The organism is Acetobacterium wieringae, from assembly GCF_001766835.1.
Classification (GTDB): Bacteria; Bacillota; Clostridia; order Eubacteriales; family Eubacteriaceae; genus Acetobacterium; species Acetobacterium wieringae.
Genome location: NZ_LKEU01000027.1, coordinates 286821 through 311755 on the forward strand (window position 1 = coordinate 286821; position 24935 = coordinate 311755).

Sequence of the window (24935 nt, forward strand, 5' to 3'; positions counted from 1 at the left end):
AAAATTAAAATGCAGGAGAAAATCATGGCACATAAATTCAATCCGATCAATAAAAACAAACTGGATAATGAGTGGCGCAGGGAAAATCTGCCGCCAGTTGAAACCCTGGAAAAACTGGGCTTGCAGGCCGCTGATGTTTTTGCAGACATCGGCTGTGGGATTGGCTATTTTACGATTCCGGCCGCCAAGATGATTGGTGATAACAGCGCCTATGCCCTGGATACCTCCCCAGAAATGCTGGCAGAGGTTGTACAGCGTAGCGAGGCAGCGGGTTTGAACAATATAAAAACCGTAAAAACCGAAGAACTGGATCTGCTGATTCCTGATGAAGCGGTTTCTTTTGCACTACTGGTCAATGTGATCCACGAAATTGTTGATAAGAACCAGTTTCTGGAAGAAACCAGCCGGATTTTAAAACCCGGAGGTAAACTGGCGATTGTTGATTGGGAAAAAGCCCAAACCGAAATGGGACCACCGATTGATCACCGCATTGCAAAAGATGACGTCATTGCGATACTGGAAGAAATTGGTTTTTATTGCCAGAAAACTCAGGCTTTCACTGAAAATTTCTATGGCCTGGTTATGGTGAAAAACAGTTAAGACCAGGTAATTGTGAAATGAACACAATACTCACGGCAGTTATGCAATTACCAGACAGTTAAGACATCAGAAAGGGAAAACGATGGATAAAGAGAAAATTGTGATCATCGAAAACGACCAGTTTGCCAAACTGGTCGGGCTGGAACTGGTCAAGGTAGATCTGGGCTATGCCGAAGTAAGAATGGCGATCCAGGAAAAGCACCTCAATGGGGTTGGGATTGTCCAGGGCGGGGCCATCTTTACTCTGGCTGATTTTGCCTTTGCGGCGGCAGCCAACGCTGGCGGAAAAGTAACGGTCGGCATTAATGCCAATATTAACTATTTCAAACCGGCTAAGGGAAAAACGCTGCTGGCCAAAGCCACCGAAACCTCTTCCGGCCGAAGTCTTTGCAACTACACTGTGGATATTTTTGATGAAGACAATGCGGTGCTGGTTGCCAAATTCACGGCTACCGGCTTTAGCAAAAATTAGCTATTAATAATCAAAGCCCCACCGTTGATGGAGATTAGATCCATCGACAGTGGGGCTTTATATTTTTTTGAAGTATTGAGGATGATGCTAAAAAATGGGTTATGAACAGGTGGATTTTGAGACCCGACAGGTTTTATGAAGTGAGCAAAAGTCACAGGGATTTAAATCATTTATTTCATCGTGCTTGATGACTCCCATGATCCCTGAGATTGACTTGATCGGTGTCATTTTCATGCTTGGTGAAAGTTGGATGCCGATATCTTCCGGATTCAATAGTTTAAAAATGGAGCGTTGATTATTCAGTTCGAATTGATGTTGACCTGGATTCCAGACATGTGTTCTTTTTAGTTTTAATTCGCTTAATCCATTTGAAATATAATCCTTTAACCAGGACTGTGCATTCTCAATAAAAGAGGTTCCCCAGATATCGAAAAAATACGACTCCATTGAATCATTTAGTATTTGAGATTTGGCATCAAAATTTTTGATGCTTGAGACAAAGCAGATGACTTTCTCGGAATTTTCGAGAATTCTACCAGGCATTTTTCCGGAAAAATGTTCTCCATTTTGTAGAATTACCCGATCTTCCTGGATTGCTGAGAGATCAAAGCTTTGGAGTACAATATCAATCTCAAGGTCTTCAGCTAAAAAATCATAGGCACTTGTCACTGGTGTGACATATTTTTTTGGAACGTTGGGGTAATCAATGTTCGTATGCTTTTTAAAATAAGTATAGACCTGGGTTAATTCTGCTTTCGGAATCGTAAAGATGTGTTTTTTGGTAAGCATTTTTTAAGAGCTCCCTTCTAAATGGAATCAAGAATAAACATATTTAGGGATTTAATGGTTTTAATTTCATCAGGAGTTAGCGTTAAGCGATCCATAGTAACTTCCTCGTTTTTTAAGGGGGAAGATGACATCAAAAACTTTAATGTAAACGGTGCAATGGGACGATATGAGATACCAAACATCAATCCCCAGGTTATTGATTGATAGTACAAAGAGTTTAAAATACAAAAACTCATTTTCTCGATCGGATTTGCCTGGTTAATAAGGTTGACATAGGTGACCAGATCATATGATTCTACGGAACCTAAATAATAAAAGGAACATTTTTCATAGTTTTCAAAAGATGGAATGTCCATGTAAAAACTACAACAGAAATCATTTTCATTTGAACTGGGATTAATTGTTAGAAATGATTTTACAATCCGTCGTTTTCGTCCATCGTAAAAATAGAGGTGCATATGTCGCTGTCCGCCGAAAGGGCTATTTGAATTGCTAGGAAGAGGCAGGGTGTCAGTTTGATAATCGATTAGCTGATGAATGCCAATGTTCAAGGCTTGGGCAATTTCATAAAGGGTCTGCAGATCAATAGAGATCTGTCCATTTTCATATTTGGATATGGTGGATTTGCTCTTGTTGATCAAGTCTGAAAATTGTGTTATTGATAAATTCATTTGTTTTCGGTAAAATTTAATTTTTTTGCCGACATAAACTGAAATAGATTCCATAGTACCTTTCCTTTCCGGAGAAGTGTTCTTCCTAAAAATGAGGGGCAGAAAAAAAATTAAAATGCACAATTTTGTTTATTAATTATTAGAATTTCATTATGTGGTATTGTATACAGAATACTAAATCCTGTCAACGCATTAATGATTGCACTTCCTTTACAATTTGTAAATACGGCAATTGACTTTAATGATGAAAAACTGAAAAAGTTTTCTTTTAAATATAATTATAGATTAATATTAGTAAAAATTATGTACCAAATCAGTAAAAGATTAAAAATTAGAATAAAAAAAATCATATCACGAAACTATATTTACGATAAGATTCTTAATACGAAACTACCATTGTTTGACATATGTTAAAGGATGAGTTAATATTTAAAAAACAAATGAATTAAACGCAGATAATTTTATACGAAATGACAAGGAGGTCACTCTAATTTAGCGAATTAGGTGGCTTTTTTTGTTTAAGTGTTTTGTAATTTGTGAATAACCAGGATTCAGATATTTCTGAGATCATCAGAGAAGAAACATTGTTTTAGGTAATCAGAGAAGTGGATTAGCCCCCTAATTAAAGTTATCTTAGTTATTAAGATGAAATAAACACTTCTCTGAACGTCCTTGAAAAAGAATACGGTATGATCAAGACAAAGAGGTCTATCAATTTAATTCAAAATTAAATGATGGATCTTTTTTTGTTCAAGAGAAATTCAGGAAGGAATCCCAAAGGATTGTGAAAAACTTATTGTTTCAGTCGTTTAATTTTAGCCACAAGCATGATCAATAAAAAAACTCACACAAGTAAAAGGAGAAAAACATGTCAAAAATCACAGAGTTAGCTGTAGTAGTCGAAGAAGGAAGAATTGACGATGTCGTCGCAGCTGTAGAGGTTGCATTGGAAGAAGGAAATGCGCCAATGGACATTTTAAATGCCGGATTGATTGATCCCATTAATGTACTGGGTGAAAAATTCCGACTGGGCGAGGTTTATGTACCCGAGCTGCTGATTTCATCAAAGGCGATGAAAATGGGTGTCGATCGGATTAAACCGCTGCTGGCAGCTGGGGATGTAAAAGTATTGGGAAAAGCCGTCTTTTGCACCGTGGAAGGTGACATGCATGATATCGGCAAAAACCTGGTCGTGCTGCTGCTTGAAAGTGCCGGTTTTGAAGTCATTGATTTGGGGATGGATGTCGAGCCGGATGATATTGTAGAAGCAGTTCAGGAAAATGATGATGTTCAGATTGTCGGGATGTCGGCGATGTTAACGACGACTATGTATGCCATGAAGGAAACCATCGAAGCCCTGGAAGAAGCAGGGCTTCGGGATCGGGTCAAGGTTTTAATCGGCGGTGCACCGGTCAATCAGATTTTTGCTGACCAGATAGGGGCAGACGGGTATACCACCAATGCACCATCAGCCGTTGAGCTGTGCAAAAAATTGGTTGTTGCTTAGTTATCGAAACTGGAAAATAGGAAGGGTAAATTATGAAAGAATTTAACACACGATTTATGGGCGCACGAGGCGTATCTTTTCTGACACGGGAAGAAATGGAAAAAATTCATAGTTGTACATTAGAACTGCTGCAAGAAGTTGGCGTTGAAGTACAACACAAAGGTGCGATCGAATTATTAAAAAAAGCCGGATGCGTCGTTAATAAAAAGCGGGTATCGATGCCACCTGGTTTAGTCGAATGGGCGATTAAACAGGCGCCCTCACGAATTCTACTCTATGACCGTGGCGGTGAATTTGCTATGGATGTCAGTGGAAAAAACTCTTATTACGGAGTCGGTTCAGCTTGTCCGAACATCGTTGACAGCTTTACCGGTGAAATCAGACTCTGTAATGAAGAAGATAATAGAAATTGTGTCAAAGTAGCGGATGCCATGCCTTATATTGATTATATGATGTCAATGGCTCAGGTTTATGGGCATCAGAAAAGTTCCTATGAGCATGAGTATGCAGCGATGATCCGTTATAGTTCTAAACCTCAGGTAGTTATTACAGCTGATCTGGAATCGACAAAAAATGTGGTCGAAATGGCTTCGGTTGTCAGAGGTGGAATGGATGAGCTGGTTAAAAAACCAATGTTTATTCTCTATTGTGAACCAACCTCCCCACTTGTCTGCACCAAAGAATCGGTTGAAAAGGTAATGTACATGGCTGAAAGCAATTTGCCGGTTCTTTATGCACCAATCCCGATGAATGGCGCTACTGGGCCAATGACCTGTGCCGGTTCATTGATCCAAGCTAATGCGGAATGTCTGGCGGGACTGGTTATTGCCCAGGTGACCAGACCAGGTGCACCATTCCTATACGGGGCGATTATCACCAATATGGATATGAAGAGTCTCCAGCCAACCTATGCTTCACCAGAAACGATGATGGAGTCACTGGCGATGTCAGAAATGGGTTGTGATTTTTATCAGTTGCCAACCTGGGGTACCGCTGGTTGTACCAGTTCAAAGCTACCTGACGAACAGGCTGTTTTAGAAGGAACGCAATATATTACCCTGGCTGGCTTATCAGGTGCCAATGTTATCCATGATGTCGGTTACACGGCGTTTGGTCTGGCGTTCTCGCTGGATCTGGTGGTTATGATGAACGATGTGATCGGTCGGGTGCGACGCCTATTTGACGGCATCAATATGACACCTGAATACCTGTGTATGCAGGATCTCAAGGAGGTGGGTCCAAAAGGCCATTATTTGGGACAGACTTCGACTCGAAAATTCAACAGCGAGATGTGGGAATCGGAAATCGAAGACCGAAACGAATATGATCGTTGGCGGGATCTGGGTTCAAAAACGATGGGTCAGCGGGCTAATGAGATGGTTAGAAATATCATTGAAAACGGCGAACTGAACATGTTACCAAAAGAGTTGGATGACAAAGTCGTGGCGATACTGGAAGCTGCCGATGCAAGAGAACGAGAACTGGAACAACAATAGACACAATGATAAAGCCAAAAATAATTACAATGGCGTAATTATTTTTGGCTATACAGAAAAGGAAGGAAATTAAATGGCCATCGAAGGAATTAAATCCTATTACTCTGCCAACAAGGCAAAATATACAACAATCACAGAAGAAGAATGCGAAGTAATTATCGAAGCAACTTTAGAAATTATGGAGACCGCAGAACAGATAATTGGGGAAAAAAGAACTCTGGAAATTTTGGAAAAGGCTGGTTGTCCAGTAAATGGAAAAAAGGTAACGATACCCCGGGAGCTGGTTCTTAAAGCAATTGAAACAGCTCCCAGCTCGTTTACACTTTATAATCGAAATGGGGAGCCAGCGATGGAGATTGGCGGAACCAACAGTTATTTTGGTCTGGGCCCGACGAATCCCTATTTCTGTGACTTCGAGTCAGAAGAGCGACGGACATCCGTTTCAGATGATACAAAAAAATGTATGATAGTGGCAGATGCTTTGCCAAATATTGATTTTGTCATGTCATTATCCGGTTCAAATGACGGGCCAGCAAATAATGCCGAAGTTATGGAAATGAAGATGATGCTCCAGAATACAACTAAACCCATTATTGGCTGGGGAAATTCACCTGAAGGGATCGCTGAGATTATTGAAATGTGCGGTGCTGTTGCCGGAAGTGTGGAAGCCTTTAAGGAAAAGCCGTTTGTGGGAATTTACGTTGGAGATCCGGTGACCCCTTTGACTCATCCCAAAGATTCTTTGGAAAAACTGTTGTACTGTTGTGAAAACAATATTCCCGCGATTTACCTGTCGGATTCCCAATTGGGAACATTGACCCCGGTTACCCTTGCAGGGTCGGTTGTTGTTGGGCTGGCGGAAGTGCTAACCGGGTTAGTGATTAGTCAGTTGGTCAATGAAGGCTGTGTTTATGTGGGTGGGGTGATTAACCTCAGTGTGGATATGAAGCCAGTTAATGTTTGTTATGGTAGCCCTGAGTTTTGTCTGGGAAATGGTGCCTGCTATGATGTGCTCCATTATCTGAATCTTCCAATCTGGGGAACTGCCAACATTACTGACTCTAAATTTGTGGATGAACAGGCGGCAATTGAAGGCTCGATGACCAGTCTGACCTCCTGTCTAAATGGTGCGCATCTGATTCATGATGCCGGTTTCATTGAAGGGGCGATGTCAGCAGCACTGGAACAGATTGTCATGAACAATGAGATTATCAGTTATGCCAGACGCGTCAGAGAAGGGATGACTATTAATGAAGAAACCCTGGCACTTGATTTGATCCGAAGTGTCGGTGCTGGCGGAACATTTATTACAGAAATGCATACATTGAAAAACTTCAGAAAAGTATGGGAATCGACCCTGTTTGATCACACCATCTATGATCCGGCCATTAAACCAACCCGAATGTATGAGCGGATGAAGCAACGGGTAGCAAATATTCTGGAAACGCACAGCCCTGAACCGTTGGATCCGGAGATTGTGGAAAAAATAGAGAACATTTACAAAGCTTCGGTAGAACGGATCGGCAAAAACAAGAAAAAATAGCGAGAAAAAATAAAATCGAAATGATCCTCAAACAGATAACACGCATTATCACAGATAACTTATTAAGGAGGGTATTATGAATTCGCAAGGAACAGTTAAAAAGAAATCAAATTTAGTATTTATCGTGTCACTTTTGATCACACTGGCCATTGTTGCCTGGGGTGTTTTTGCACCAGAGAATTTTGAAGCTGTGGGCTCCCTGGCATTCGGTGTTTTAACAGGACAGTTTGGCTGGTTTTACACAGCTTCGGTTGCAGCATTCTTATTATTCAGTCTCTGGATCGGGTTTTCCAAGTACGGAAATATTCGTTTGGGGGCTGATGATTCTAAGCCGGAGTATAGCACGACTTCCTGGTTTGCTATGTTGTTTTCAGCTGGGATGGGAATCGGTTTAATCTTCTGGGGTGTAGCTGAGCCACTTAACCATTACCTCAGCCCATTGTATGTTGAGCCGGGTACTGGGGCAGCGGCTGAATTTGCCATTGAAAAATCATTTTTACACTGGGCACTGCATCCTTGGGCCTGTTTTGCGGTAATGGCGTTAGCCTTGGCATTTATGCAGTTCCGAAAAAATAAAAAAGGCCAAATCAGCAGTATTTTCATACCGCTTGTTGGTGAAGAAAAGGTCAATGGCTGGTTTGGTAAAACCATTGATGTGCTGGCTATTTTTGCCACCGTTGCTGGGGTTGCCACTTCACTGGGTTTGGGCACCATGCAGATTAATAGTGGCCTCAATTACCTGTTTGGGGTACCGGAATCAAAAACGGTTCAGATCGCCATTATTGTGATTGTTACCTGTTTGTTTATTGCATCGGCAGTCTCAGGCATCGGCAGAGGGATTAAGATTCTCTCAAATACGAACATGGCGCTAGCGGGAGTTATTGTCATTCTTGCCTTCCTGGTTGGACCAAAGGTTATGGCGTTAGGATTTTTCACCGAAGGAATTGGTAATTATTTCCAGAATATCATTGGGCAGACCTTTGCCATTGGAGCTTTTGGTGAATCGGAATGGTATGGTGGATGGACCGTTTTCTACTGGGCATGGTGGATTGCCTGGGCGCCATTTGTCGGTTCGTTTATTGCCAGAATTTCCAAAGGTCGGACGATTCGCGAGTTTGTGGCTGGTGTTTTACTGGTGCCATCACTATTAACCTTTATTTGGTTCTCCGTCTTTGGCAGCATGGGGATAAATCTGGGGCCAGAAATTGCTGCAGAAGCGATTAGTACGACGTCAACCGCATGCTTTGTGGTATTTAGCCATTATCCATTGGGAATCCTACTTTCGTTGATCACCCTTGTACTGGTTTGTACCTTCTTTATTACCTCAGCAGACTCCGCAACCTTTGTATTGGGCGTATTCAGCTCCGATGGAAATCTGGATCCTTCCAATAAGATTAAGGTAGTCTGGGGATTGCTCGAGTCAGCGCTGGCATTGGTATTACTGGTTGGAACTGAAAACGGCTTATCGATGTTGCAGAGCATTTCGATTGTTGGGGCATTTCCATTTGCGTTTGTTATGATCGGGGCGATTTTTGCACTGGTTAAGCTGGTACGAACGGATTCCAGTTATGAGGAAGCAACTGAGAAAAACAGTGTGACTGATTTTAAAGATACGGGGTTACCCGAATTGGAAAGTGAGTTGGCTAAACTTAATTCAACAATTACTATCGTAGAAGAATAGAATATCAATGAGTGCATTATTTCGATTTGCAAAAGTCCAGGATTCCTGGGCTTTTGTGGCGTTTTAAAATTCAGCGATATTAACAAAAAAAGTTTCGTTTAAATATAATTACATATTAAAATTTCGAAATACAACCTTTTTGATCAAAAATTATAGGATTGCATATAAAAAATGAACACTCTAAAGAAACAAGGGACTGTGAATATTTCTTATAACGAAACTAAACCGATTTGACCCAATGTCTGTAAATATGTAAAATAATACCAACTTAATAAGTTATTCCAAGCTATTGGAAAAGACAAAGAAGTCTGAATTCAACGATTTGTTGGGTCGACTTCTTTTTTATTGATCACATGCTTAAAATTAAAAAACTCACACAAGTAAAAGGAGAAAAACATGTCAAAAATCACAGAGTTAGCTGTAGTAGTCGAAGAAGGAAGAATTGACGATGTCGTCGCAGCCGTAGAGGCTGCATTGGAAGAAGGAAATGCGCCGATGGACATTTTAAATGCCGGATTGATTGATCCCATTAATGTACTGGGTGAAAAATTCCGACTGGGCGAGGTTTATGTACCTGAGCTGTTGATTTCATCAAAGGCGATGAAAATGGGTGTCGATCGGATTAAACCGCTGCTGGCAGCTGGAGATGTAAAAGTATTGGGAAAAGCCGTCTTCTGCACCGTGGAAGGTGATATGCATGATATCGGCAAAAACCTGGTCGTGCTGCTGCTTGAAAGCGCCGGGTTTGAAGTCATTGATTTGGGTATGGACGTTGAACCGGATGATATTGTCGAAGCGATTCAGGAAAATGATGATGTTCAGATCCTGGGAATGTCGGCGATGTTGACCACAACCATGTATGCCATGAAAGAAACGATTGAAGCACTGGAAGAAGCCGGGCTTCGGGACCGGGTCAAGGTTTTAATCGGCGGTGCGCCAGTTAATCAGATCTTTGCTGACCAGATTGGGGCAGACGGGTATACCACCAATGCACCATCAGCCGTTGAGTTGTGTAAAAAACTCGTCGTAGCGTAAGAATTTAGAGATAGAGAAGAAAGGACTAATATGGATCGTTCAAATTATAATAATGTATTAAAATGTGGCTCACCACTTCGGTTTTTAAATGAAGATGAAATGAAAGAAATTCACACTTCCACACTTGAAATTTTGCAGGAAGTGGGCAGCGTCATTCAGCATGAAGGCGCACGGGAGATGCTTAAAAAAGCCGGATGTACGGTAAAAGGAAAAACTGTTTACTTCCCTCATGGACTGGTCGAATGGGCGATAAAACAGGCGCCTTCACATATTCATGTTTATGACCGGGATGGTGATGTAGCCATGGATCTCGGCGGCAGAAAAGCGTACTTTGGCACCGGCTCAGACTGTCCGACATTACTGGATGTTTACACCGGAGAACATCGAAACTTCACCACCAAAGACATGGAAGATGGTGCAAAAATTATTGATGCCCTGCCACAAATGGACTTTTTAATGTGTTGTGGGCTGATGTACGATTACCCGGTGACTTCTTATGAACATGAATATTCAATCATGGTTCGTAATTCGACAAAACCACAAGTTGTTACAGCTGCAGATCGTGAATCGATCAGCAATATCACAAAAATGGCTGTGGCAATCCGTGGCAGCATGGAAGAATTAGCCAGAAAACCACTGTTTTTAATGTACAATGAACCGAACTCACCACTGATTCACACCTTTGAAGCGGTGGATAAACTGATCTATTGTTCAGAAAATCAGATTCCTACCAACTATTCGCCTTGTATGATGCCAGGTGCAACCGGTCCAATCACCAATGCCGGTGCGTTGATTCAGGGAAATGCCGAATGTCTGGCTGGACTGGTTATTCATCAGTTAGCTCACCCAGGTTCTCCGATCGTATTTGGTGGGGGCATGTATAACATGGATTTAAAATGTATGCAGCCTACCTATTGTTCCCCAGAAGCAATTGTTAATAACATTACCCTAGCTCAGATTGCCCGGGATTTATATGAATTGCCAACATGGGGCTTCACGGGTTGTTCAGGAAGTAAAGTGTTTGATGCTCAGGCGACAATGGAAGCATCTGAATTTATTTTCTCAATTGGTTATGCCGGTGTTAACTTAAATCATGATGTTGGATACTTAAACTATGGATTAACCTTCTCGTTTGAATTACTGGTATCCTGTAACGAAACCATCAGCCAGATGCGTCGAATTTTTGATGGGGTACAGATGGATAAAGATCATATGGCAATGGATATCATTAAAGCAGTTGGGCCAAAAGGACATTATTTAAGTGAACCACACACCCTGAAATACAATAAAGAAATGTGGAAACCGGATCTGACTGATCGTGCTGATTTCGAAGGTTGGAAAAATGCTGGCGCAACTACATATGAACAACGCGTAAAAGCACGTACGATCGATATTATTGAAAATTATGTTCCAAAAGCGTTAACACCAGAACAAGATGCAGCGATTGATGCCATTTTAGCGGAAGTCGATGCAGCAGCGGAACAAAAAACAAAAAAATAATATAAAAATAATATAAAAAACCACACCAAAAAACCGGTACAACGGCGTGCCTCATCATCGTACCGGTTTTTTTTGCGCAGATTTAAGAAAAGGACAGAGAAATGAAAATTGGAATTGGAATTGATACTGGCGGCACCTGTACAGATGTTGTTGCTTATAATTTTGAGAACGAATCGATTATCGCCTATGGAAAAACCCTAACAACCAAAGAAGACTTGTCAATCGGAATCGGAAAAGCACTGGATAAATTACCGCGGGAGTGTGTTGAACAGGCGGAAGTCATTGCTTTATCAACAACCCTGGCCACCAATGCCTGTGTCGAAAATAAGGGTGGACGAGCGAAACTGGTATTATTTGGTATTGAAAAAGAGACGGTATCAAAGGTCGGTGAGAATTATGGCTTGACGATGGATGATAGTCTTTACTTCATAGGAAGTAAAACCAAACCAACCGGAAAGATTGTCGAGGCACCGGATTGGGATGCGTTTGAAGAAAAACTGAACGAAAATTTCGAATCCTGCGATGCAGTGGGCATTGTGGAAATGTATGCCAAAAAAACAGGTGCCCAGTTTGAAAAAAAAGCACACAAGATGATAAAGGACAGCTTGAATATTCCTTCAGTCTGCGGTTATGAGCTATTCTCCGAAAATAATATCGTCAAGCGGGGCGCAAGTGCGATGTTAAACGCGCGGCTTATTCCAGTCATTGAAGAATTTCTAAGCTCTGTGGAAAAAGCGCTGGCAGAGCGAAAAATTGAAGCGCCGTTTGTGATTGTTCGCAGCGATGGCAGTCTGATGACTGAAAAATTCACAGCGACTCGGCCGGTTGAAACCCTTCTATGTGGACCGGTTGCCAGTGTAATGGGAGCTGTCCAGCTTTCCCGGGAAGAAAATGCGATGATCATCGATATGGGGGGAACCACAACGGATATTGCTTTTGTCAAAGAAGGGACACCCCAGCGCGTTAAAACGGGGGTGCGAATTGGTAAATGGGATACCTTTGTCAAAGGTCTCTTTGTCGATACCTTTGGTTTGGGCGGTGACAGTGGTGTCATTATCAATGATGGTAAACTGATGCTGGAAAACGAAAAAGTGATGCCGCTATGCATCGCAGCCAAAAAGTATCCGGAGTTGGTCAATTATTTGGATAAGGAAAACCAAAGCCGAGCCCTTCATCGAAATCAGCAAAAAGATATTTATCTGGGGCTAAAAGACATCAGCGAACGTTCTGGATACTCACATCAGGAAAAAGAAATTGCAGCAAATCTGTACCACAATCCCATGAGTCTGGCAGCTTTAGGCAAGAAAATGGAGACGATCATTCTTCTTTCTCAAATCGAGCGGATGGTCAGAGAAGGGGTTTTAATACGATGCGGGGTGACCCCTACCGATGTGATGCATATCCGGGGCGATTTTATAAAATATAATCGCGATGCAGCCCAGTGTGGCGTCAATATCATGGCTCGGACACTGGGTGTCACACCAGATGACTTGTGTGAAGCGATCTATGATGCAGTTAAGCAAAAACTATATTTTAATATCGTGCGAATCATGATTGAAGATGCTTTCCCTGAGATCAGAGAAACGGGTTTGGGAACACAGCTTGAAAGCATTATTCATAATAACTACATCCGGGCAAAAGAAGGCAGCGGGCATACGGAATTCTTTGGTTGTCGCTTATCCACCCCGTCAGCCCTTATTGGTGTCGGCGCACCCACCCATATTTTCCTGGAAGACGTGGCCGAAATGTTGGGAACCAAGGCCTATGCTTCGGAACATTCAAAGGTAGCGAATGCTCTGGGGGCGATCATTGGTAAGGTCAGTGCAACGGTCAATATTGATTTGTCGTATAATCAGGAGACGGATGATTACGTGGTATATGGCGGTGGAGAACGACAATTCTTTAAAGATCTGGAGCAGGGAAAAGCCTTTGCCAGGGCGCTGGCTGAAGAAAAGGCCAGGGAAGAAGCGTTAAACCGCGGTGCAGACGAAAATCTGACACTGAATAGCAAAGATGAAGAAATGGTGACTGAAACTGAATTCGGGCCCCTGTATATGGGCTATAAAGTAAGTGCTACAGCAAGTGGTAATCTAAAACTGCGATAAAAATTTTAAAATCAGCGAATAGCTAAATGGAGGAAAAAATGGGAAAAGAAACGATTCTAAAAACATTACGACATGAAAAAACAGATGAAGTGGCATGGGTGCCATTCACAGGGGTTCACGCCGCTTTTATGAAAGGTTATACTGCAACAGAAATTCTTACTGATGGCGATAAACTTTTTGATGCACTAATGAATGTACACAAACTGTATACCCCTGATGGGATGCCTATTGTGTTTGATCTTCAGATTGAAGCGGAAATATTGGGTTGCAAGCTGATGTGGTCAGATGAAAACCCGCCATCAGTTGTAAAGCACCCCCTGCGAAAAACAAAAGAAATTCCGTGCAAATGCCAGATTCCCAAGAAAACGGACGGTCGGATTCCGATGATCATGGAAGTTTGTGAACGGGTAAAAAAAGCAGTCGGTGATGATACTGCTCTTTATGGATTGCTTTGTGGCCCGGTCACGCTGGCTTCTCATCTGCGGGGAACGGATTTCTTTATGGATATTATTTCGGATCCAACCTATACCGAAGAACTGGTTGCATTCTGTGCCGAAGTTAATATAGCCTTGGCAAAATACTATGTTGAAGCGGGGATGGATGTCATTGCCGTGGTCGATCCGATTATCAGTCAGATTTCACCATCTGCCATTGAGGCACATTTCCTGTCTTCTTTCCAGGCGATTTTCGACGAAATTCGCAACATGGGCGTGTTGAGCTGTCTATTTGTTTGTGGCGATGCAACGAACCAGATGGATGTCATGGCACGATCACGGGCTGATGGGATTTCCATCGATGAAAATGTCAATATTGTCGAAGCCAAGAAAATCACGGATCAATATAATGTGACGATTTGCGGGAATATTCCTTTAACCACGGTGATGCTTTTTGGTAATCAGTTGGATAACATGAAATATGTGGTGGATATGCTGGATGGCATTGATCATCATAATCTGGTTGTCAGCCCGGGTTGCGATATGCCATTTAAAATCCCGGTGGATAACACCATCGCCTGTGTTCAGGCAATTAAACATACTGATGAATCCAGAGAAATGGTCAAGAATCATGAAACGGCCGGTTCGCTCATGGATATCGAGTTGCCAGATTATCAGGCCCTGACGAAACCTTTTGTAGAACTGTTTACCCTGGATGCCGATACCTGTGCAGCCTGTACCTATATGGTAAATGCCGTAAAAGATGTTAAAGAAATTATGGGCGATGATTTTGATATGGCAGAATATAAATACAATATAAAAGAAGATATTGCCCGGACTCAAAAAATGGGTGTTCAGCATCTTCCTTCCATTTATATCAATGGTGAAGTGCGGTGGTCTTCAATCATTCCACCTCGTGAAGAATTGATTGCTGCGATCAAGGAATTAATGTAATAGAACAAATAAAATGAATGGATACATAAATCTAAACTAGTTCGGTTGAAGAATTTGAGAGAGACTGGAAACAGCGCCGAAGGTGAAATGCGAAAACTCTCAGGCAAAAGGATCAAATTTGGACGAAACTCTGGAGAACAATGATGTACCGAAGAAGCAACCAGTAGTAGTGGGAATCTTTCAGGTAAAAGGACAGAGGCAAAATTGATTGCGGTCAATTCATAAAACAATGGAGGAATAAAAATGGAACGAAAAACCCCTTTATATGACAAGCACATTCAGCATCATGGAAATATGGTTCCTTTTGCTGGCTACCTTTTACCTGAACAATATGAACAAGGCGTTATTGAAGAACATATGGCCGTTCGAACGAAGGCCGGTCTGTTTGATGTATCCCACATGGGCGAAGTGACCTGTCAAGGGAAAGATGCCCTTAAGAATCTGAATCAGATCATGACCAATGATTTCACCGACATGGTTGTCGGACAAGCCCGTTATACCCCAATGTGTCATGAAAACGGCGGTATGGTGGATGATTTGATTGTTTACAAGCGCGGCGAAGATGACTATTACATTGTTGTTAATGCGGCTAATAAAGATAAGGATTTTAATTGGATGGTCGCCCATCAATTTGGTGCGGCTGAATTTAAAGATATTTCCGAATCAGTGGCTCAGCTGGCTATTCAGGGCCCTTTGGCGCCAGCTATCCTTGCTAAACTAACAGCTGATCAATACATTCCGCAAAAATATTATCATGCGGTCTTTGATTGTCTGGTGGCGGGGATTCCCTGTATCGTTTCATGGACTGGCTATACCGGAGAAAATGGCTACGAAATTTTCACAGCTGCAGAGGATGGTCCTAAAATGTGGGATGCTTTACTGGAAGCTGGGCAGCCAGAAGGCTTAATCCCCTGTGGTTTGGCGGCTAGAGATACCCTACGGCTGGAAGCCGCCATGCCGCTTTATGGTCATGAAATGGATGATACAGTCGATCCGCTGGAGGCTAGTCTGAGCTTTGCTGTAAAAATGACAAAGGAAGATTTTATTGGTAAAAAAGCCATCATGGAAAAGGGTGATCCGGCAATCAAGCGGGTAGGGTTGAAGGTAGTTGGCCGAGGGATTATCCGGGAGCAACAACGTGTTTTACTCGATGGAGTCGAAGTGGGACATACTACCTCCGGCACCCATTGTCCCTATTTAGGCTATCCGATTGCAATGGCCTTGTTAGATAGTTCCTGTACTCAGATCGGAACAAAAGTTGAAGTGGAAGTACGTAATAAAAAAGTGGTCGCAGAAATTGTAGCCCTGCCTTTTTATAAAAAGGGCCAGGCATTAACCGTTTAGGAGGAGAAAAAATGACTATATTAAATGATCGGCTTTATGCAAAATCCCATGAATGGATTAAATTTGAAGATGACGGTACTGCAGCCATTGGTATTTCTGATTTTGCCCAGCATGCAATGGGCGGCATTGTCTTTGTGGAACTCCCGGAAATTGGCGATTTGCTGGAAATTGGAAAAGGCTTTGCAGAGGTGGAATCGGTCAAATCGGTCGCAGATATCTATGCTCCAGTTGGCGGCATGGTTCGGGAAATTAATGAAGAACTGCTGGATTCACCAGAACTGATCAATAAAGACCCCTATGGGATGTGGTTGGTTAAACTGGAAGCTATTACCGAAAAAGGGGAATTGCTGGAAGCTGCAGTTTATGAACAAGTCATCGAAACGGAAGAACATTAAGCAACTGATCTGAGGAGGAAAATTAATGGGGAACTATATACCAGCTACTGAGAACGAAAAAAAGGAAATGTTGCGAGCAATCGGGATTGATTCAATCGATACCCTTTTTGGTCAAATACCGGAGGAAATGATCATTAAAGATGGTCTTAAATTGCCAGAAGGCATGTCTGAGACGCAGATTAATAAAAAAATGACTGCTATGGCTGAGAAAAACCAGGTTTTTAAATCCATTTTTCGGGGAGCTGGCGCTTATCAACACTATATTCCATCGATTGTGAAGTCAATTACCGCTAAAGAAGCTTTTTTGACCGCATACACGCCTTATCAGGCAGAGGTCAGTCAGGGCATTCTTCAGACCATCTTTGAATACCAGACGATGATGTGCGAATTAACCGGTTTGGACGATTCCAATGCATCGGTTTATGATGGCGCAACGGCAGCCGCAGAAGCGATTGCGATGTGTAAAATGCGAAAAAAAAATAAGGCATTGGTATCGGCGACAGTAAATCCGGGGGTTATTGATACCATTACAACCTATTGTCATGGAAATGGCATGGAAGTAGTGGTGATTCCGGAAAAAAATGGGGAAACCGATATTGAATTGATGGAAAAAGAATTGGATGATGGGGTTGCCTGTCTATATCTTCAACAGCCCAACTATTTTGGAATCATCGAAGCAGCTGAGGAGATTGGACAACGGGTTCATGCAGCAAATGGAAAATTGATTATGGGGGTTAATCCCATTGCCATGGCAATTCTGAAAACACCAGCTGAATGTCAGGCCGACATTGCCGTCGGCGAAGGTCAACCATTGGGGATACCCCTGGGGTTTGGCGGTCCCTACCTGGGCTTTATGACCTGTAAGGCTGATATGACTCGAAAATTACCTGGCAGAATAGTTGGAGAAACCACCGATCTGGAAGGAAAACAGGCTTTTGTACTAACGTTGCAGGCTCGGGAACAGCATATCCGCCGGGAAAAAGCGTCCAGTAATATTTGTTCCAACCAGGCTTTGTGTGCGATGACGGCCGCAGTTTATCTGAGCGCAGTGGGGCCCAAGGGTCTAAAGGAAGTGGCAAACCAGAGCATGTCAAAAGCAGCCTATCTAAAAACGCGGCTGGCAGAAATTGGTTATGATACGGTTTATGACAAACCATTCTTTAATGAATTTGTCACGGCGGACAAGGGTAAAGCAGAAGAAATTATGGGAGTGCTGGTCGAGAATGGCATTCTTGGTGGTTTGCCGTTAACCGGAGAACACACTGGTCAAATTCTCTGGTGCTGCACGGAGGTGAATAGTAAAGATGAGATCGACGCATTGATCCAGATTCTCAAGGAGGTATAAAGGTGAGTTTGATTTTTGAAAAAAGCATCCAGGAACGGGGATTAACCATTTTTGAGGCATGTGATGTGCCAATCATAGAATTGCCAGTAGCGCAAAGTCGAAAAATAGACTTGCATCTGCCGGAGCTTTCTGAAAATGATATCAGTCGGCACTATACCCAACTGGAGAAAAAGACCCATGGTGTTAATGATGGCTTCTATCCCCTGGGCTCATGCACCATGAAATATAATCCTCGAATCAATGAAGAAATTGCGGGGTTATCCGGCTTTACAAACATTCATCCCTTGCAGCCGGAAACCACGGTTCAAGGTTGTCTGGAAGTATTGAAAACAGCTGAAAACTGTTTGTGTGAAATTACCGGAATGGATGCTGTTTCGTTGCAGCCCGCGGCCGGAGCGCATGGCGAATTTGCTGGATTAATGCTAATTAAGGCTTATCATGAAAACCGGGGTGATTTAAAGCGAACAAAAATAATCGTCCCGGATTCAGCCCATGGCACCAATCCGGCCAGTGCCACCATGGCTGGATTTGAAGTGATCAGTATCACTTCGTTGGCTGATGGCTGTGTTGATCTGGAAAAACTAAAAGCAGTGGTAGGTGAGGATACTGCCGGACTGATGCTCACAAATCCGAATACGGTGGGGTTGTTTGATAAAAATATTCTGGAAATTACAAAGATTGTCCATCAGGCTGGAGGACTGAACTATTATGATGGGGCAAACCTTAATGCGATTATGGGAATCGTCCGACCCGGCGATATGGGTTTCGACGTGATCCATGTTAATTTGCATAAAACCTTTTCAACGCCTCATGGCGGCGGTGGACCGGGCTCCGGACCGGTAGGCTGTAAAAGCCAATTGGCAGCATTTTTACCGGGATTGATGGTTACCGGGGAAGAATTCTTTGCATTTTTTAAGCCGGAAAAAACCATTGGCAATATGAAAAATTTTTACGGAAATTTTTTGGTTGTTGTCAAGGCATTAACCTATATGTTGACCCTGGGCAAGTCAGGGATTCCAGAGGCCAGCCGACATGCAGTGTTAAATGCCAACTACATGATGGCAAAATTAGCTGACTGCTACGATATGGCCTATGAGGAACACTGCATGCATGAGTTTGTAATGAGTCTGTCACAGTTAAAAAAGGAGACAGGCATTTCAGCCATGGATATTGCAAAAGGATTATTGGATAATGACATTCATCCGCCCACCATGTATTTTCCATTGATAGTCGAAGAAGCATTGATGGTTGAACCCACTGAAACAGAGTCCAAGGAAGTTTTGGATCATGCCATCAGTATCCTGAAACGTTTATTCACTCAATCTCATGAAAATGCGGAGGCATTACATCAGGCACCCATCAAAACAGCGGTTCGACGGCTGGATGAACTGAATGCTGCCAGAAACCCAAAACTGCGATATTTATTTTAAATGCGACAAAATACCTGAGAACCTCCTTTTGGATTAATTGACAAAAAGCGGTTCTTTTGTTCAAATACAGGAGATGCGACAATGAGAATACTGTTCCATCCGGGGGAAAAATCAATCGATGTCCCCCCCAATATCACCTTGCTGGAAGCCGCTGCCGCTGCTGGCGTGCTTATTGATGGCAGCTGCAATGGATCGGGAACCTGTGGAAAATGCAAGGTGCGGATTGCTCAAGGAAAAACCGAAGGTTTGGATACCGCTGAGAAGAAAATTTTGACCGTTGAAGAGGTTGAGGTTGGATTTCGACTGGCTTGTAAGACACTGGTAAAAACGGATATGGTTGTCGATGTCCCGTTAATTAATGGCGGATCCGGCAGAAAAAAAGATATAACCCAATTGCCGGTCGGCTTCAAATCGGATATTCGTTTATTGAAACGTCATGTCAAAGTCAGAAAAGCGACGATAAAGTATCAGAAGAATGATCTGAAACGGCTTGAAGAATCCCTTGATGTTGAAAAGCTGACGATTGATTCCCAGCTCTTACCGCAACTTCATCCAAGGTTACAGGAAAAAAAGGGCGAAGTAACAGCAGTACTGAGAAACGATCTGCTGATTGCTCTGGAGGCTGGTAATACTGAGGAGCATCATTATGGCCTGGCTTTTGATATTGGCACCACTACGGTGGTTGCCTTACTCTGGAATCTCAACACCGGAGAATTACTTGATATTGAGGCCAGGACGAATCCACAGAGCAATTTTGGGGCAGATGTAATAACGCGGATTCAGTTTACGAAAGAAGGGGAAGGGAATCTGTTGTTTATGCAGAAGAAGATCATCCAGTGCTTTAATGAGATGATTCAGGCCTTCAGCATTAAAAATGAGATCAATGCGGAAAATATTTATGATGTGACTGTAGTAGGGAATACAACTATGAGCCATCTTTTCCAGGGCGTTGATCCTGAATCACTGGCTCGGACACCCTTTGCGCCAGTTTATTGTCAAGGTGTTAACGGATTGGCAAAAGATTATGGTTTGGGTATTAATCCCCTGGCGAATGTTTACGTTCTGCCAAACGTTGCCGGACATGTGGGATCGGATATTGTTGCAGGGATGTTGGCAACGGATATCAAAAAGCTTAAAGGCATCACCCTGGCCATAGATATTGGAACTAACGGCGAGGTTTCTTTTATACATGATGGTAAAATACTGGTTTGTTCAACGGCTGCTGGCCCGGCCTTTGAAGGTGCCAGCATTCATCACGGGATCCGGGCGGCAGAAGGTGCCATTGAAGGTGTGAAAATTAAGGATGGTAAGATTATTCTTAAAATCATCGATGGGGATAAGCCAGTCGGAATTTGCGGATCAGGACTGATTGACGCGGTTGCAGAATTGTTAAATGTCAATATAATCACAAAAAATGGCCGGATTATTACAAAGGAAGAAGCCATTGAAGCAGGAATTGAAAAAGAACTCTGTGATCGACTGATCAAATCGGATCTGGGGATGGCCTTTGTCCTTTATCAGAACAATGGTCGAACCATTCTGATCAATCAGAGTGATATTCGTGAGGTTCAATTGGCAAAGGCAGCAATGCTGGCGGGGATGTGTACTTTGGTTAAATACAATGGTTTTTCAATGGATGATGTTGATCGAATTCTGATTGCTGGTGCCTTTGGCAACTACATTGACAAGCAGAGTGCGCTAAGAATTGGATTGCTTCCAGATATCGGAATTGATAAAATATACAGCGTTGGTAATGCCGCCGGTTCCGGGGCCAGCATGGCCCTGTTATCGATGCAGTGCCGGAAGGAGGCTGAACTGCTGGCTAGTTCAGCCACCCATATTGAACTGTCAATGAATCCTGACTTTCAGGATGAATACTTGATGGCCATGCGGTTTTAGCTGGCAAGATTCAAAGTGAACGATTCCCATGGTTATTTTATAATGACCCCAAAAGGTGTTTATTAAAGAAAGGAAAAATCAATGAGTGAGAATGCCCAAAAAGTTTTTAATGTGCTGAACCAACTGGAAATAGACTATCAGGTTATCAATCATCCACCGGTTTATACCTGTGAGGAGCTTGAGCAATATATCGGGGGATTGGAAGGTGCCCATTGCAAAAATTTACTGCTAAGAAATAAAAAGGGAAACCGTCATTTTCTGGTGATATTGGAAGAATCCAAACAAGTGGATATTAAGAGTTTCGGTAAAAGAATCGATGTCAGTAATCTGAGCTTTGCATCTGAAGAGCGACTTCAAAAACACCTGGGGGTTTCGCCCGGAGCGGTTTCGGTTTTTGGGGTAATCAATAATGAAGCTCACGATGTGGAAGTTTTTATTGACGAAGCCATGATGAAGCACGCCATGATCAACTGCCATCCCAATGATAATACCGCCACCATCAATTTTACTACTGCTGGACTGAAAAAGTTTTTGGATCAGTGTGGCAACCCTGTGAACTTCGTAAAGATATAGATCGATGAACGATTATTTAGATTTTGAAATAGAAATTGATCGGCAGAAAATATTTAATCGATTGGATCTTTATGAAGGCGCAGCCCAATATGATTATTATTTAAATAGCTATGAGGAATTGCTGCCGGAATTTAAAATGCTGGTAAGGCCTGAGGGGTATTACCAACTGAAGACCAATATCCTGGGGAAAGATTTTCATCAGGATTTTGATTCGCCGACCCATGTGGTTTTTTGCCTGATCACTCTTGGAGATGCGGTTAGTAAAAGAAGCACGGAACTGTTTTGCGAAAATGATTCATTTAAAGGACTGTTACTTGATGCCATGGCCAATCAACTTTTATTTGACTCTAGTGAGCGCTTTTATGAGCGTATTCGGGATGATGTTCATCAGAAAAGAGGCTATGGGTTGACTCGTCGTTACTCCCCGGGCGATGAAGGGATTTGTCTATCCTATCAGAAAGAAATTTTGGACAATTTAGATGAGATCATGAAACAGAAGATTGAAATTACCAAGAAATATATGTATAAACCTTCAAAAACGCTGGGATATGTTTATGGTGCGGATCAGACTCTGGAATGCAGCATAAATGATCACGATTGCCGACAGTGTCAGCAAAAAACATGTCGTTTTCGAAAAAGAATCAACTAAGAGGTGAAGGAATGTTCCCAACGAATGATTTACCAGGCCGTAATCCGCAGAAGAATATGAAGCTTATTCTTTTGACGGGGTTTTTAGGTTCCGGAAAAACCACTCTGCTCAAAAGATTGTTAAAAGAATTTGAAGATACAAAAATTGGTGTCCTGATGAATGAATTCGGAGAAACCAGTATTGATGGACAATTGATCCAAACTGAGGAGTTTGATCTGATTGAGCTGACGAATGGTTCTATTTTTTGCGCTTGTCTGAAGGAGAACTTCATTAAAGGAATGGCAGAATTTTTAACGCGGGATCTGGAAATTGTCTTCGTCGAATCATCAGGCGTTGCTGATCCGTCAAATATGGGTGTGGTTTTAGAAACCGTAACTAAGATTTCAGGGGCTTCCTACGATTATGCTGGATCACTTTGTATTGTCGATGGCCTTTATTTTTTGAAGCAGTTTGATGTTATTCCGGCCTTAGAAAAGCAGATTGCATACGCCAGTACTGTGATTATCAACAAGGCAGATCTGCAAACACCGGCAGTGTTGATGGAGATCAAAGAAAAAATCAGAAAAATTAATGTGGATGTCAGCATTTATCAAACCTCATTTTGCAATGTACCGATTCGGGAAATGGTTTTAGGGATGAATGAAAAACAAATTGTAGCCCAGCCATCGACAAATACCTGGGAATCCCGGCCAAAAACGAAAATATTAAAAACTGAAGCGATCCTGGATTTTGAAAAATTCAGTGGTTTTCTTCAGGAAATTAAGTATTCAACCCACCGGATCAAAGGATTTGTCCGAACAACACAAGGTGTATTTGAGGTCAGCTGTGTCAATGACTTTGCGGTGATGAATCCTTGGAATCGGCCAATTGACGAAACCGAAGTGGTTTTTATTTCTTCTGTAGGAATTAAGATGACAAGTGATCTTCTAAAGTTTTGGAAGATGTTTTTTGGTGAGACGGCATTCAAAATTTAAGAAAAATTAATAAAAGCATTCAAGGCACAAAATTTTGTGATCTAAGTGAAACGAAAGGGATGGTTAAAATGAAAATTACCATTATCGGCGGTGGTCCAGGCGGCTATGAAGCTGCCATTATGGCAGCTAAATTAGGGGCAGAGGTGACCGTTGTTGAAAAAAATAAGGTTGGCGGAACCTGTCTGAATGTGGGGTGTATTCCGACCAAAGCATTACTGGCATCGGCAGAAGTTTTGACAACTTCATTGGAAGCCGAGAAGTTTGGGGTTTTTAACGATAAGACAGTCGTTGATCCAGCGCAGATCATCGAACGAAAAGATAAGCTGGTATCCGGTTTAGTCAAGGGGATTGAATTTCTTTTTGAGTCAAACGGTGTAAATTTGATTCAGGGTGTTGGCAAACTGATCGACTCGAAAACGGTAGAAGTAAAGCGTCATGATGGAGGATCTGAAAAACTGGTAAGTGATAAAATCTTATTGGCGACCGGTTCAGTTCCCATCTGTCCGGAAATGTTTCATTATGATGGTGTGAAAGTGATTACCAGCACGGAAGCTTTGTCGTTAAAAACGCCACCTAAATCGATGATTGTTATTGGCGGTGGCGTCATCGGGTGCGAACTGGGGCAATTTTTTAGTCGGATGGGAACTCAGATAACGATAGTGGAAATGGCTGAGCAAATTTTGAGTAATGAGGATGAGAGTGTTGCAAAACAACTGTTACGACAATTCAAAAGGGAAAAAATAAAAGTTTTGACTGCCACTCGTGTTACTGATGTGAACGTTCAGAATACCGGAATTACAGTAAACCTGTCAAGTGGTAAAACATTGGAAGTAGAAATGGTCCTGCTTTCAATCGGACGAGCGAGCTTTTCAAAAGAACTTAACTTGGACGCATTAGGGATTAGCACGAATTCAAAGGGACAGATCGAAGTTGATGAGTTGCTAGAAACCAATGTTAAAGGGATTTATGCTGTAGGAGATCTTATCAATACGCCATATTTGGCTCATGTCGCCTCGAAGGAAGGCACTATTGCTGCTGAAAACATGCTGGGTAAAAATAAAACCGCTGTTCATAAAGCGATCCCCCGATGTGTGTATACCGATCCCCAGGTAGCAGCGGTGGGGTTAACCGAAAAAGAAGCACAGCAAAGGGGAATTGCTTATAAAACCGGCAGTTTTGACTTCAGATCATTGGGAAAAGCGCAAATTATCGGGAAAATCCAGGGCCAGGTTAAAATTATTGTGGATGAAAAAGATGTAATTATTGGCGCTTCGATTGTCGGGCCGGAGGCGACCGACCTTTTGGCAGAGTTAACGATGGCGGTTCATCTTGGGTTGACGGCAGAAGCACTGGGCGATGTGATCCACCCGCACCCAACGCTGTCCGAAGCGATCATGGAAGCCCTTCATGATGTTCATGAGATGTCAATTAATAAAGTCGAGTTAAGGTTATGAATAATTGAAAAATGTCTTACATATTTACGTGAAAGATGGATCAAGTTCGTCTTAAATCACAGATGACAAAAAAACCAATGCCTTG

At 42.4% G+C, this 24935-nt stretch carries 20 protein-coding genes, 1 pseudogene and 2 riboswitches; of the genes and pseudogenes, 19 read left to right on the forward strand and 2 right to left on the reverse strand.

Annotated features, from left to right (window positions below):
* The first annotated feature begins 24 nt into the window (after positions 1 to 24).
* Both ACWI_RS08165 and ACWI_RS08170 read left to right on the forward strand, forming a co-directional pair.
* Complete coding sequence (locus ACWI_RS08165; RefSeq protein WP_070370932.1) at positions 25 to 600, forward strand: class I SAM-dependent methyltransferase; 576 nt, start codon at positions 25 to 27, stop codon at positions 598 to 600.
* 82 nt (positions 601 to 682) lie between these two features.
* Positions 683 to 1072, forward strand: coding sequence for a PaaI family thioesterase (locus tag ACWI_RS08170; protein ID WP_070370933.1), 390 nt, complete (start codon positions 683 to 685; stop codon positions 1070 to 1072).
* A 99-nt stretch (positions 1073 to 1171) separates the two neighbouring features.
* On the opposite strand, the gene ACWI_RS08175 is transcribed toward ACWI_RS08170, so the two are convergent.
* Positions 1172 to 1861: a vitamin B12 dependent-methionine synthase activation domain-containing protein gene (locus ACWI_RS08175; RefSeq protein WP_070370934.1), complete on the reverse strand. Its 690-nt coding sequence runs from the start codon at positions 1859 to 1861 to the stop codon at positions 1172 to 1174.
* 17 nt (positions 1862 to 1878) lie between these two features.
* Entirely contained in the window at positions 1879 to 2586 is a 708-nt protein-coding gene (locus ACWI_RS08180) for a helix-turn-helix domain-containing protein (RefSeq protein WP_070370935.1), read from the reverse strand.
* 814 nt (positions 2587 to 3400) lie between these two features.
* On the opposite strand from ACWI_RS08180, the gene ACWI_RS08185 reads away from it, so the two are divergent.
* The 17 genes and pseudogenes from ACWI_RS08185 to lpdA all read left to right on the forward strand — a co-directional run bounded on the left by ACWI_RS08185 (position 3401) and on the right by lpdA (position 24850).
* Positions 3401 to 4039 (forward strand): cobalamin B12-binding domain-containing protein, encoded by a 639-nt coding sequence (locus ACWI_RS08185; RefSeq protein WP_070370936.1) that lies wholly within the window; start codon positions 3401 to 3403, stop codon positions 4037 to 4039.
* A gap of 32 nt (positions 4040 to 4071) precedes the next feature.
* Positions 4072 to 5535: a trimethylamine methyltransferase family protein gene (locus ACWI_RS08190; protein WP_084633575.1), complete on the forward strand. Its 1464-nt coding sequence runs from the start codon at positions 4072 to 4074 to the stop codon at positions 5533 to 5535.
* A 73-nt stretch (positions 5536 to 5608) separates the two neighbouring features.
* The gene (locus tag ACWI_RS08195) at positions 5609 to 7078 is read left to right on the forward strand and encodes a trimethylamine methyltransferase family protein (protein WP_070370937.1); all 1470 of its coding nucleotides are present in this window, start codon (positions 5609 to 5611) and stop codon (positions 7076 to 7078) included.
* A 76-nt stretch (positions 7079 to 7154) separates the two neighbouring features.
* Entirely contained in the window at positions 7155 to 8759 is a 1605-nt protein-coding gene (locus tag ACWI_RS08200) for a BCCT family transporter (protein WP_070370938.1), read from the forward strand.
* A 396-nt stretch (positions 8760 to 9155) separates the two neighbouring features.
* The gene (locus tag ACWI_RS08205) at positions 9156 to 9794 is read left to right on the forward strand and encodes a cobalamin B12-binding domain-containing protein (protein ID WP_070370939.1); all 639 of its coding nucleotides are present in this window, start codon (positions 9156 to 9158) and stop codon (positions 9792 to 9794) included.
* A 27-nt stretch (positions 9795 to 9821) separates the two neighbouring features.
* Positions 9822 to 11294: pseudogene (locus tag ACWI_RS08210) on the forward strand (trimethylamine methyltransferase family protein); the annotation flags it as partial.
* Between the two features lie 101 nt (positions 11295 to 11395).
* Complete coding sequence (locus ACWI_RS08215) at positions 11396 to 13399, forward strand: hydantoinase/oxoprolinase family protein (protein WP_070370941.1); 2004 nt, start codon at positions 11396 to 11398, stop codon at positions 13397 to 13399.
* Between the two features lie 38 nt (positions 13400 to 13437).
* Positions 13438 to 14787, forward strand: coding sequence for a uroporphyrinogen decarboxylase family protein (locus tag ACWI_RS08220; protein WP_070370942.1), 1350 nt, complete (start codon positions 13438 to 13440; stop codon positions 14785 to 14787).
* Positions 14788 to 14832: 45 nt separating this feature from the next.
* Positions 14833 to 14912, forward strand: a riboswitch (glycine riboswitch).
* A gap of 3 nt (positions 14913 to 14915) precedes the next feature.
* Positions 14916 to 14985, forward strand: a riboswitch (glycine riboswitch).
* Between the two features lie 45 nt (positions 14986 to 15030).
* Positions 15031 to 16131 carry a glycine cleavage system aminomethyltransferase GcvT gene (gene gcvT, locus ACWI_RS08225; RefSeq protein WP_070370943.1) on the forward strand — a complete coding sequence of 367 codons (1101 nt, stop codon included), beginning with the start codon at positions 15031 to 15033 and terminating at the stop codon, positions 16129 to 16131.
* Positions 16132 to 16142: 11 nt separating this feature from the next.
* Positions 16143 to 16526 (forward strand): glycine cleavage system protein GcvH, encoded by a 384-nt coding sequence (gcvH, locus tag ACWI_RS08230; protein ID WP_070370944.1) that lies wholly within the window; start codon positions 16143 to 16145, stop codon positions 16524 to 16526.
* Between the two features lie 25 nt (positions 16527 to 16551).
* Positions 16552 to 17871 (forward strand): aminomethyl-transferring glycine dehydrogenase subunit GcvPA, encoded by a 1320-nt coding sequence (gcvPA, locus tag ACWI_RS08235; RefSeq protein WP_070370945.1) that lies wholly within the window; start codon positions 16552 to 16554, stop codon positions 17869 to 17871.
* 2 nt (positions 17872 to 17873) lie between these two features.
* Positions 17874 to 19301, forward strand: coding sequence for an aminomethyl-transferring glycine dehydrogenase subunit GcvPB (gene gcvPB, locus ACWI_RS08240; protein WP_242871597.1), 1428 nt, complete (start codon positions 17874 to 17876; stop codon positions 19299 to 19301).
* 81 nt (positions 19302 to 19382) lie between these two features.
* Entirely contained in the window at positions 19383 to 21200 is a 1818-nt protein-coding gene (locus ACWI_RS08245; protein ID WP_070370946.1) for an ASKHA domain-containing protein, read from the forward strand.
* An 81-nt stretch (positions 21201 to 21281) separates the two neighbouring features.
* Positions 21282 to 21773 carry a prolyl-tRNA synthetase associated domain-containing protein gene (locus ACWI_RS08250; protein WP_070370947.1) on the forward strand — a complete coding sequence of 164 codons (492 nt, stop codon included), beginning with the start codon at positions 21282 to 21284 and terminating at the stop codon, positions 21771 to 21773.
* Positions 21774 to 21777: 4 nt separating this feature from the next.
* On the forward strand, positions 21778 to 22422 hold the full coding sequence (locus tag ACWI_RS08255; protein ID WP_070370948.1) for a hypothetical protein: 645 nt from the start codon (positions 21778 to 21780) through the stop codon (positions 22420 to 22422).
* 11 nt (positions 22423 to 22433) lie between these two features.
* A complete protein-coding gene (locus ACWI_RS08260; protein ID WP_242871598.1) occupies positions 22434 to 23396 on the forward strand; it encodes a CobW family GTP-binding protein in 963 nt (320 codons plus the stop codon).
* A gap of 17 nt (positions 23397 to 23413) precedes the next feature.
* The gene (gene lpdA / locus ACWI_RS08265) at positions 23414 to 24850 is read left to right on the forward strand and encodes a dihydrolipoyl dehydrogenase (protein WP_278278289.1); all 1437 of its coding nucleotides are present in this window, start codon (positions 23414 to 23416) and stop codon (positions 24848 to 24850) included.
* Positions 24851 to 24935: the final 85 nt, after the last annotated feature.

What these genes read in the sequence shown, in the direction of transcription:
- ACWI_RS08165 (WP_070370932.1), top strand. Translation starts at nt 25, where the DNA reads ATGGCACATAAATTCAATCCGATCAATAAAAACAAACTGGATAATGAG.
- ACWI_RS08170 (WP_070370933.1), top strand. Translation starts at nt 683, where the DNA reads ATGGATAAAGAGAAAATTGTGATCATCGAAAACGACCAGTTTGCCAAA.
- ACWI_RS08175 (WP_070370934.1), bottom strand. Translation starts at nt 1,861, where the DNA reads ATGCTTACCAAAAAACACATCTTTACGATTCCGAAAGCAGAATTAACC.
- ACWI_RS08180 (WP_070370935.1), bottom strand. Translation starts at nt 2,586, where the DNA reads ATGGAATCTATTTCAGTTTATGTCGGCAAAAAAATTAAATTTTACCGA.
- ACWI_RS08185 (WP_070370936.1), top strand. Translation starts at nt 3,401, where the DNA reads ATGTCAAAAATCACAGAGTTAGCTGTAGTAGTCGAAGAAGGAAGAATT.
- ACWI_RS08190 (WP_084633575.1), top strand. Translation starts at nt 4,072, where the DNA reads ATGAAAGAATTTAACACACGATTTATGGGCGCACGAGGCGTATCTTTT.
- ACWI_RS08195 (WP_070370937.1), top strand. Translation starts at nt 5,609, where the DNA reads ATGGCCATCGAAGGAATTAAATCCTATTACTCTGCCAACAAGGCAAAA.
- ACWI_RS08200 (WP_070370938.1), top strand. Translation starts at nt 7,155, where the DNA reads ATGAATTCGCAAGGAACAGTTAAAAAGAAATCAAATTTAGTATTTATC.
- ACWI_RS08205 (WP_070370939.1), top strand. Translation starts at nt 9,156, where the DNA reads ATGTCAAAAATCACAGAGTTAGCTGTAGTAGTCGAAGAAGGAAGAATT.
- ACWI_RS08215 (WP_070370941.1), top strand. Translation starts at nt 11,396, where the DNA reads ATGAAAATTGGAATTGGAATTGATACTGGCGGCACCTGTACAGATGTT.
- ACWI_RS08220 (WP_070370942.1), top strand. Translation starts at nt 13,438, where the DNA reads ATGGGAAAAGAAACGATTCTAAAAACATTACGACATGAAAAAACAGAT.
- gcvT (WP_070370943.1), top strand. Translation starts at nt 15,031, where the DNA reads ATGGAACGAAAAACCCCTTTATATGACAAGCACATTCAGCATCATGGA.
- gcvH (WP_070370944.1), top strand. Translation starts at nt 16,143, where the DNA reads ATGACTATATTAAATGATCGGCTTTATGCAAAATCCCATGAATGGATT.
- gcvPA (WP_070370945.1), top strand. Translation starts at nt 16,552, where the DNA reads ATGGGGAACTATATACCAGCTACTGAGAACGAAAAAAAGGAAATGTTG.
- ACWI_RS08245 (WP_070370946.1), top strand. Translation starts at nt 19,383, where the DNA reads ATGAGAATACTGTTCCATCCGGGGGAAAAATCAATCGATGTCCCCCCC.
- ACWI_RS08250 (WP_070370947.1), top strand. Translation starts at nt 21,282, where the DNA reads ATGAGTGAGAATGCCCAAAAAGTTTTTAATGTGCTGAACCAACTGGAA.
- ACWI_RS08255 (WP_070370948.1), top strand. Translation starts at nt 21,778, where the DNA reads ATGAACGATTATTTAGATTTTGAAATAGAAATTGATCGGCAGAAAATA.
- ACWI_RS08260 (WP_242871598.1), top strand. Translation starts at nt 22,434, where the DNA reads ATGTTCCCAACGAATGATTTACCAGGCCGTAATCCGCAGAAGAATATG.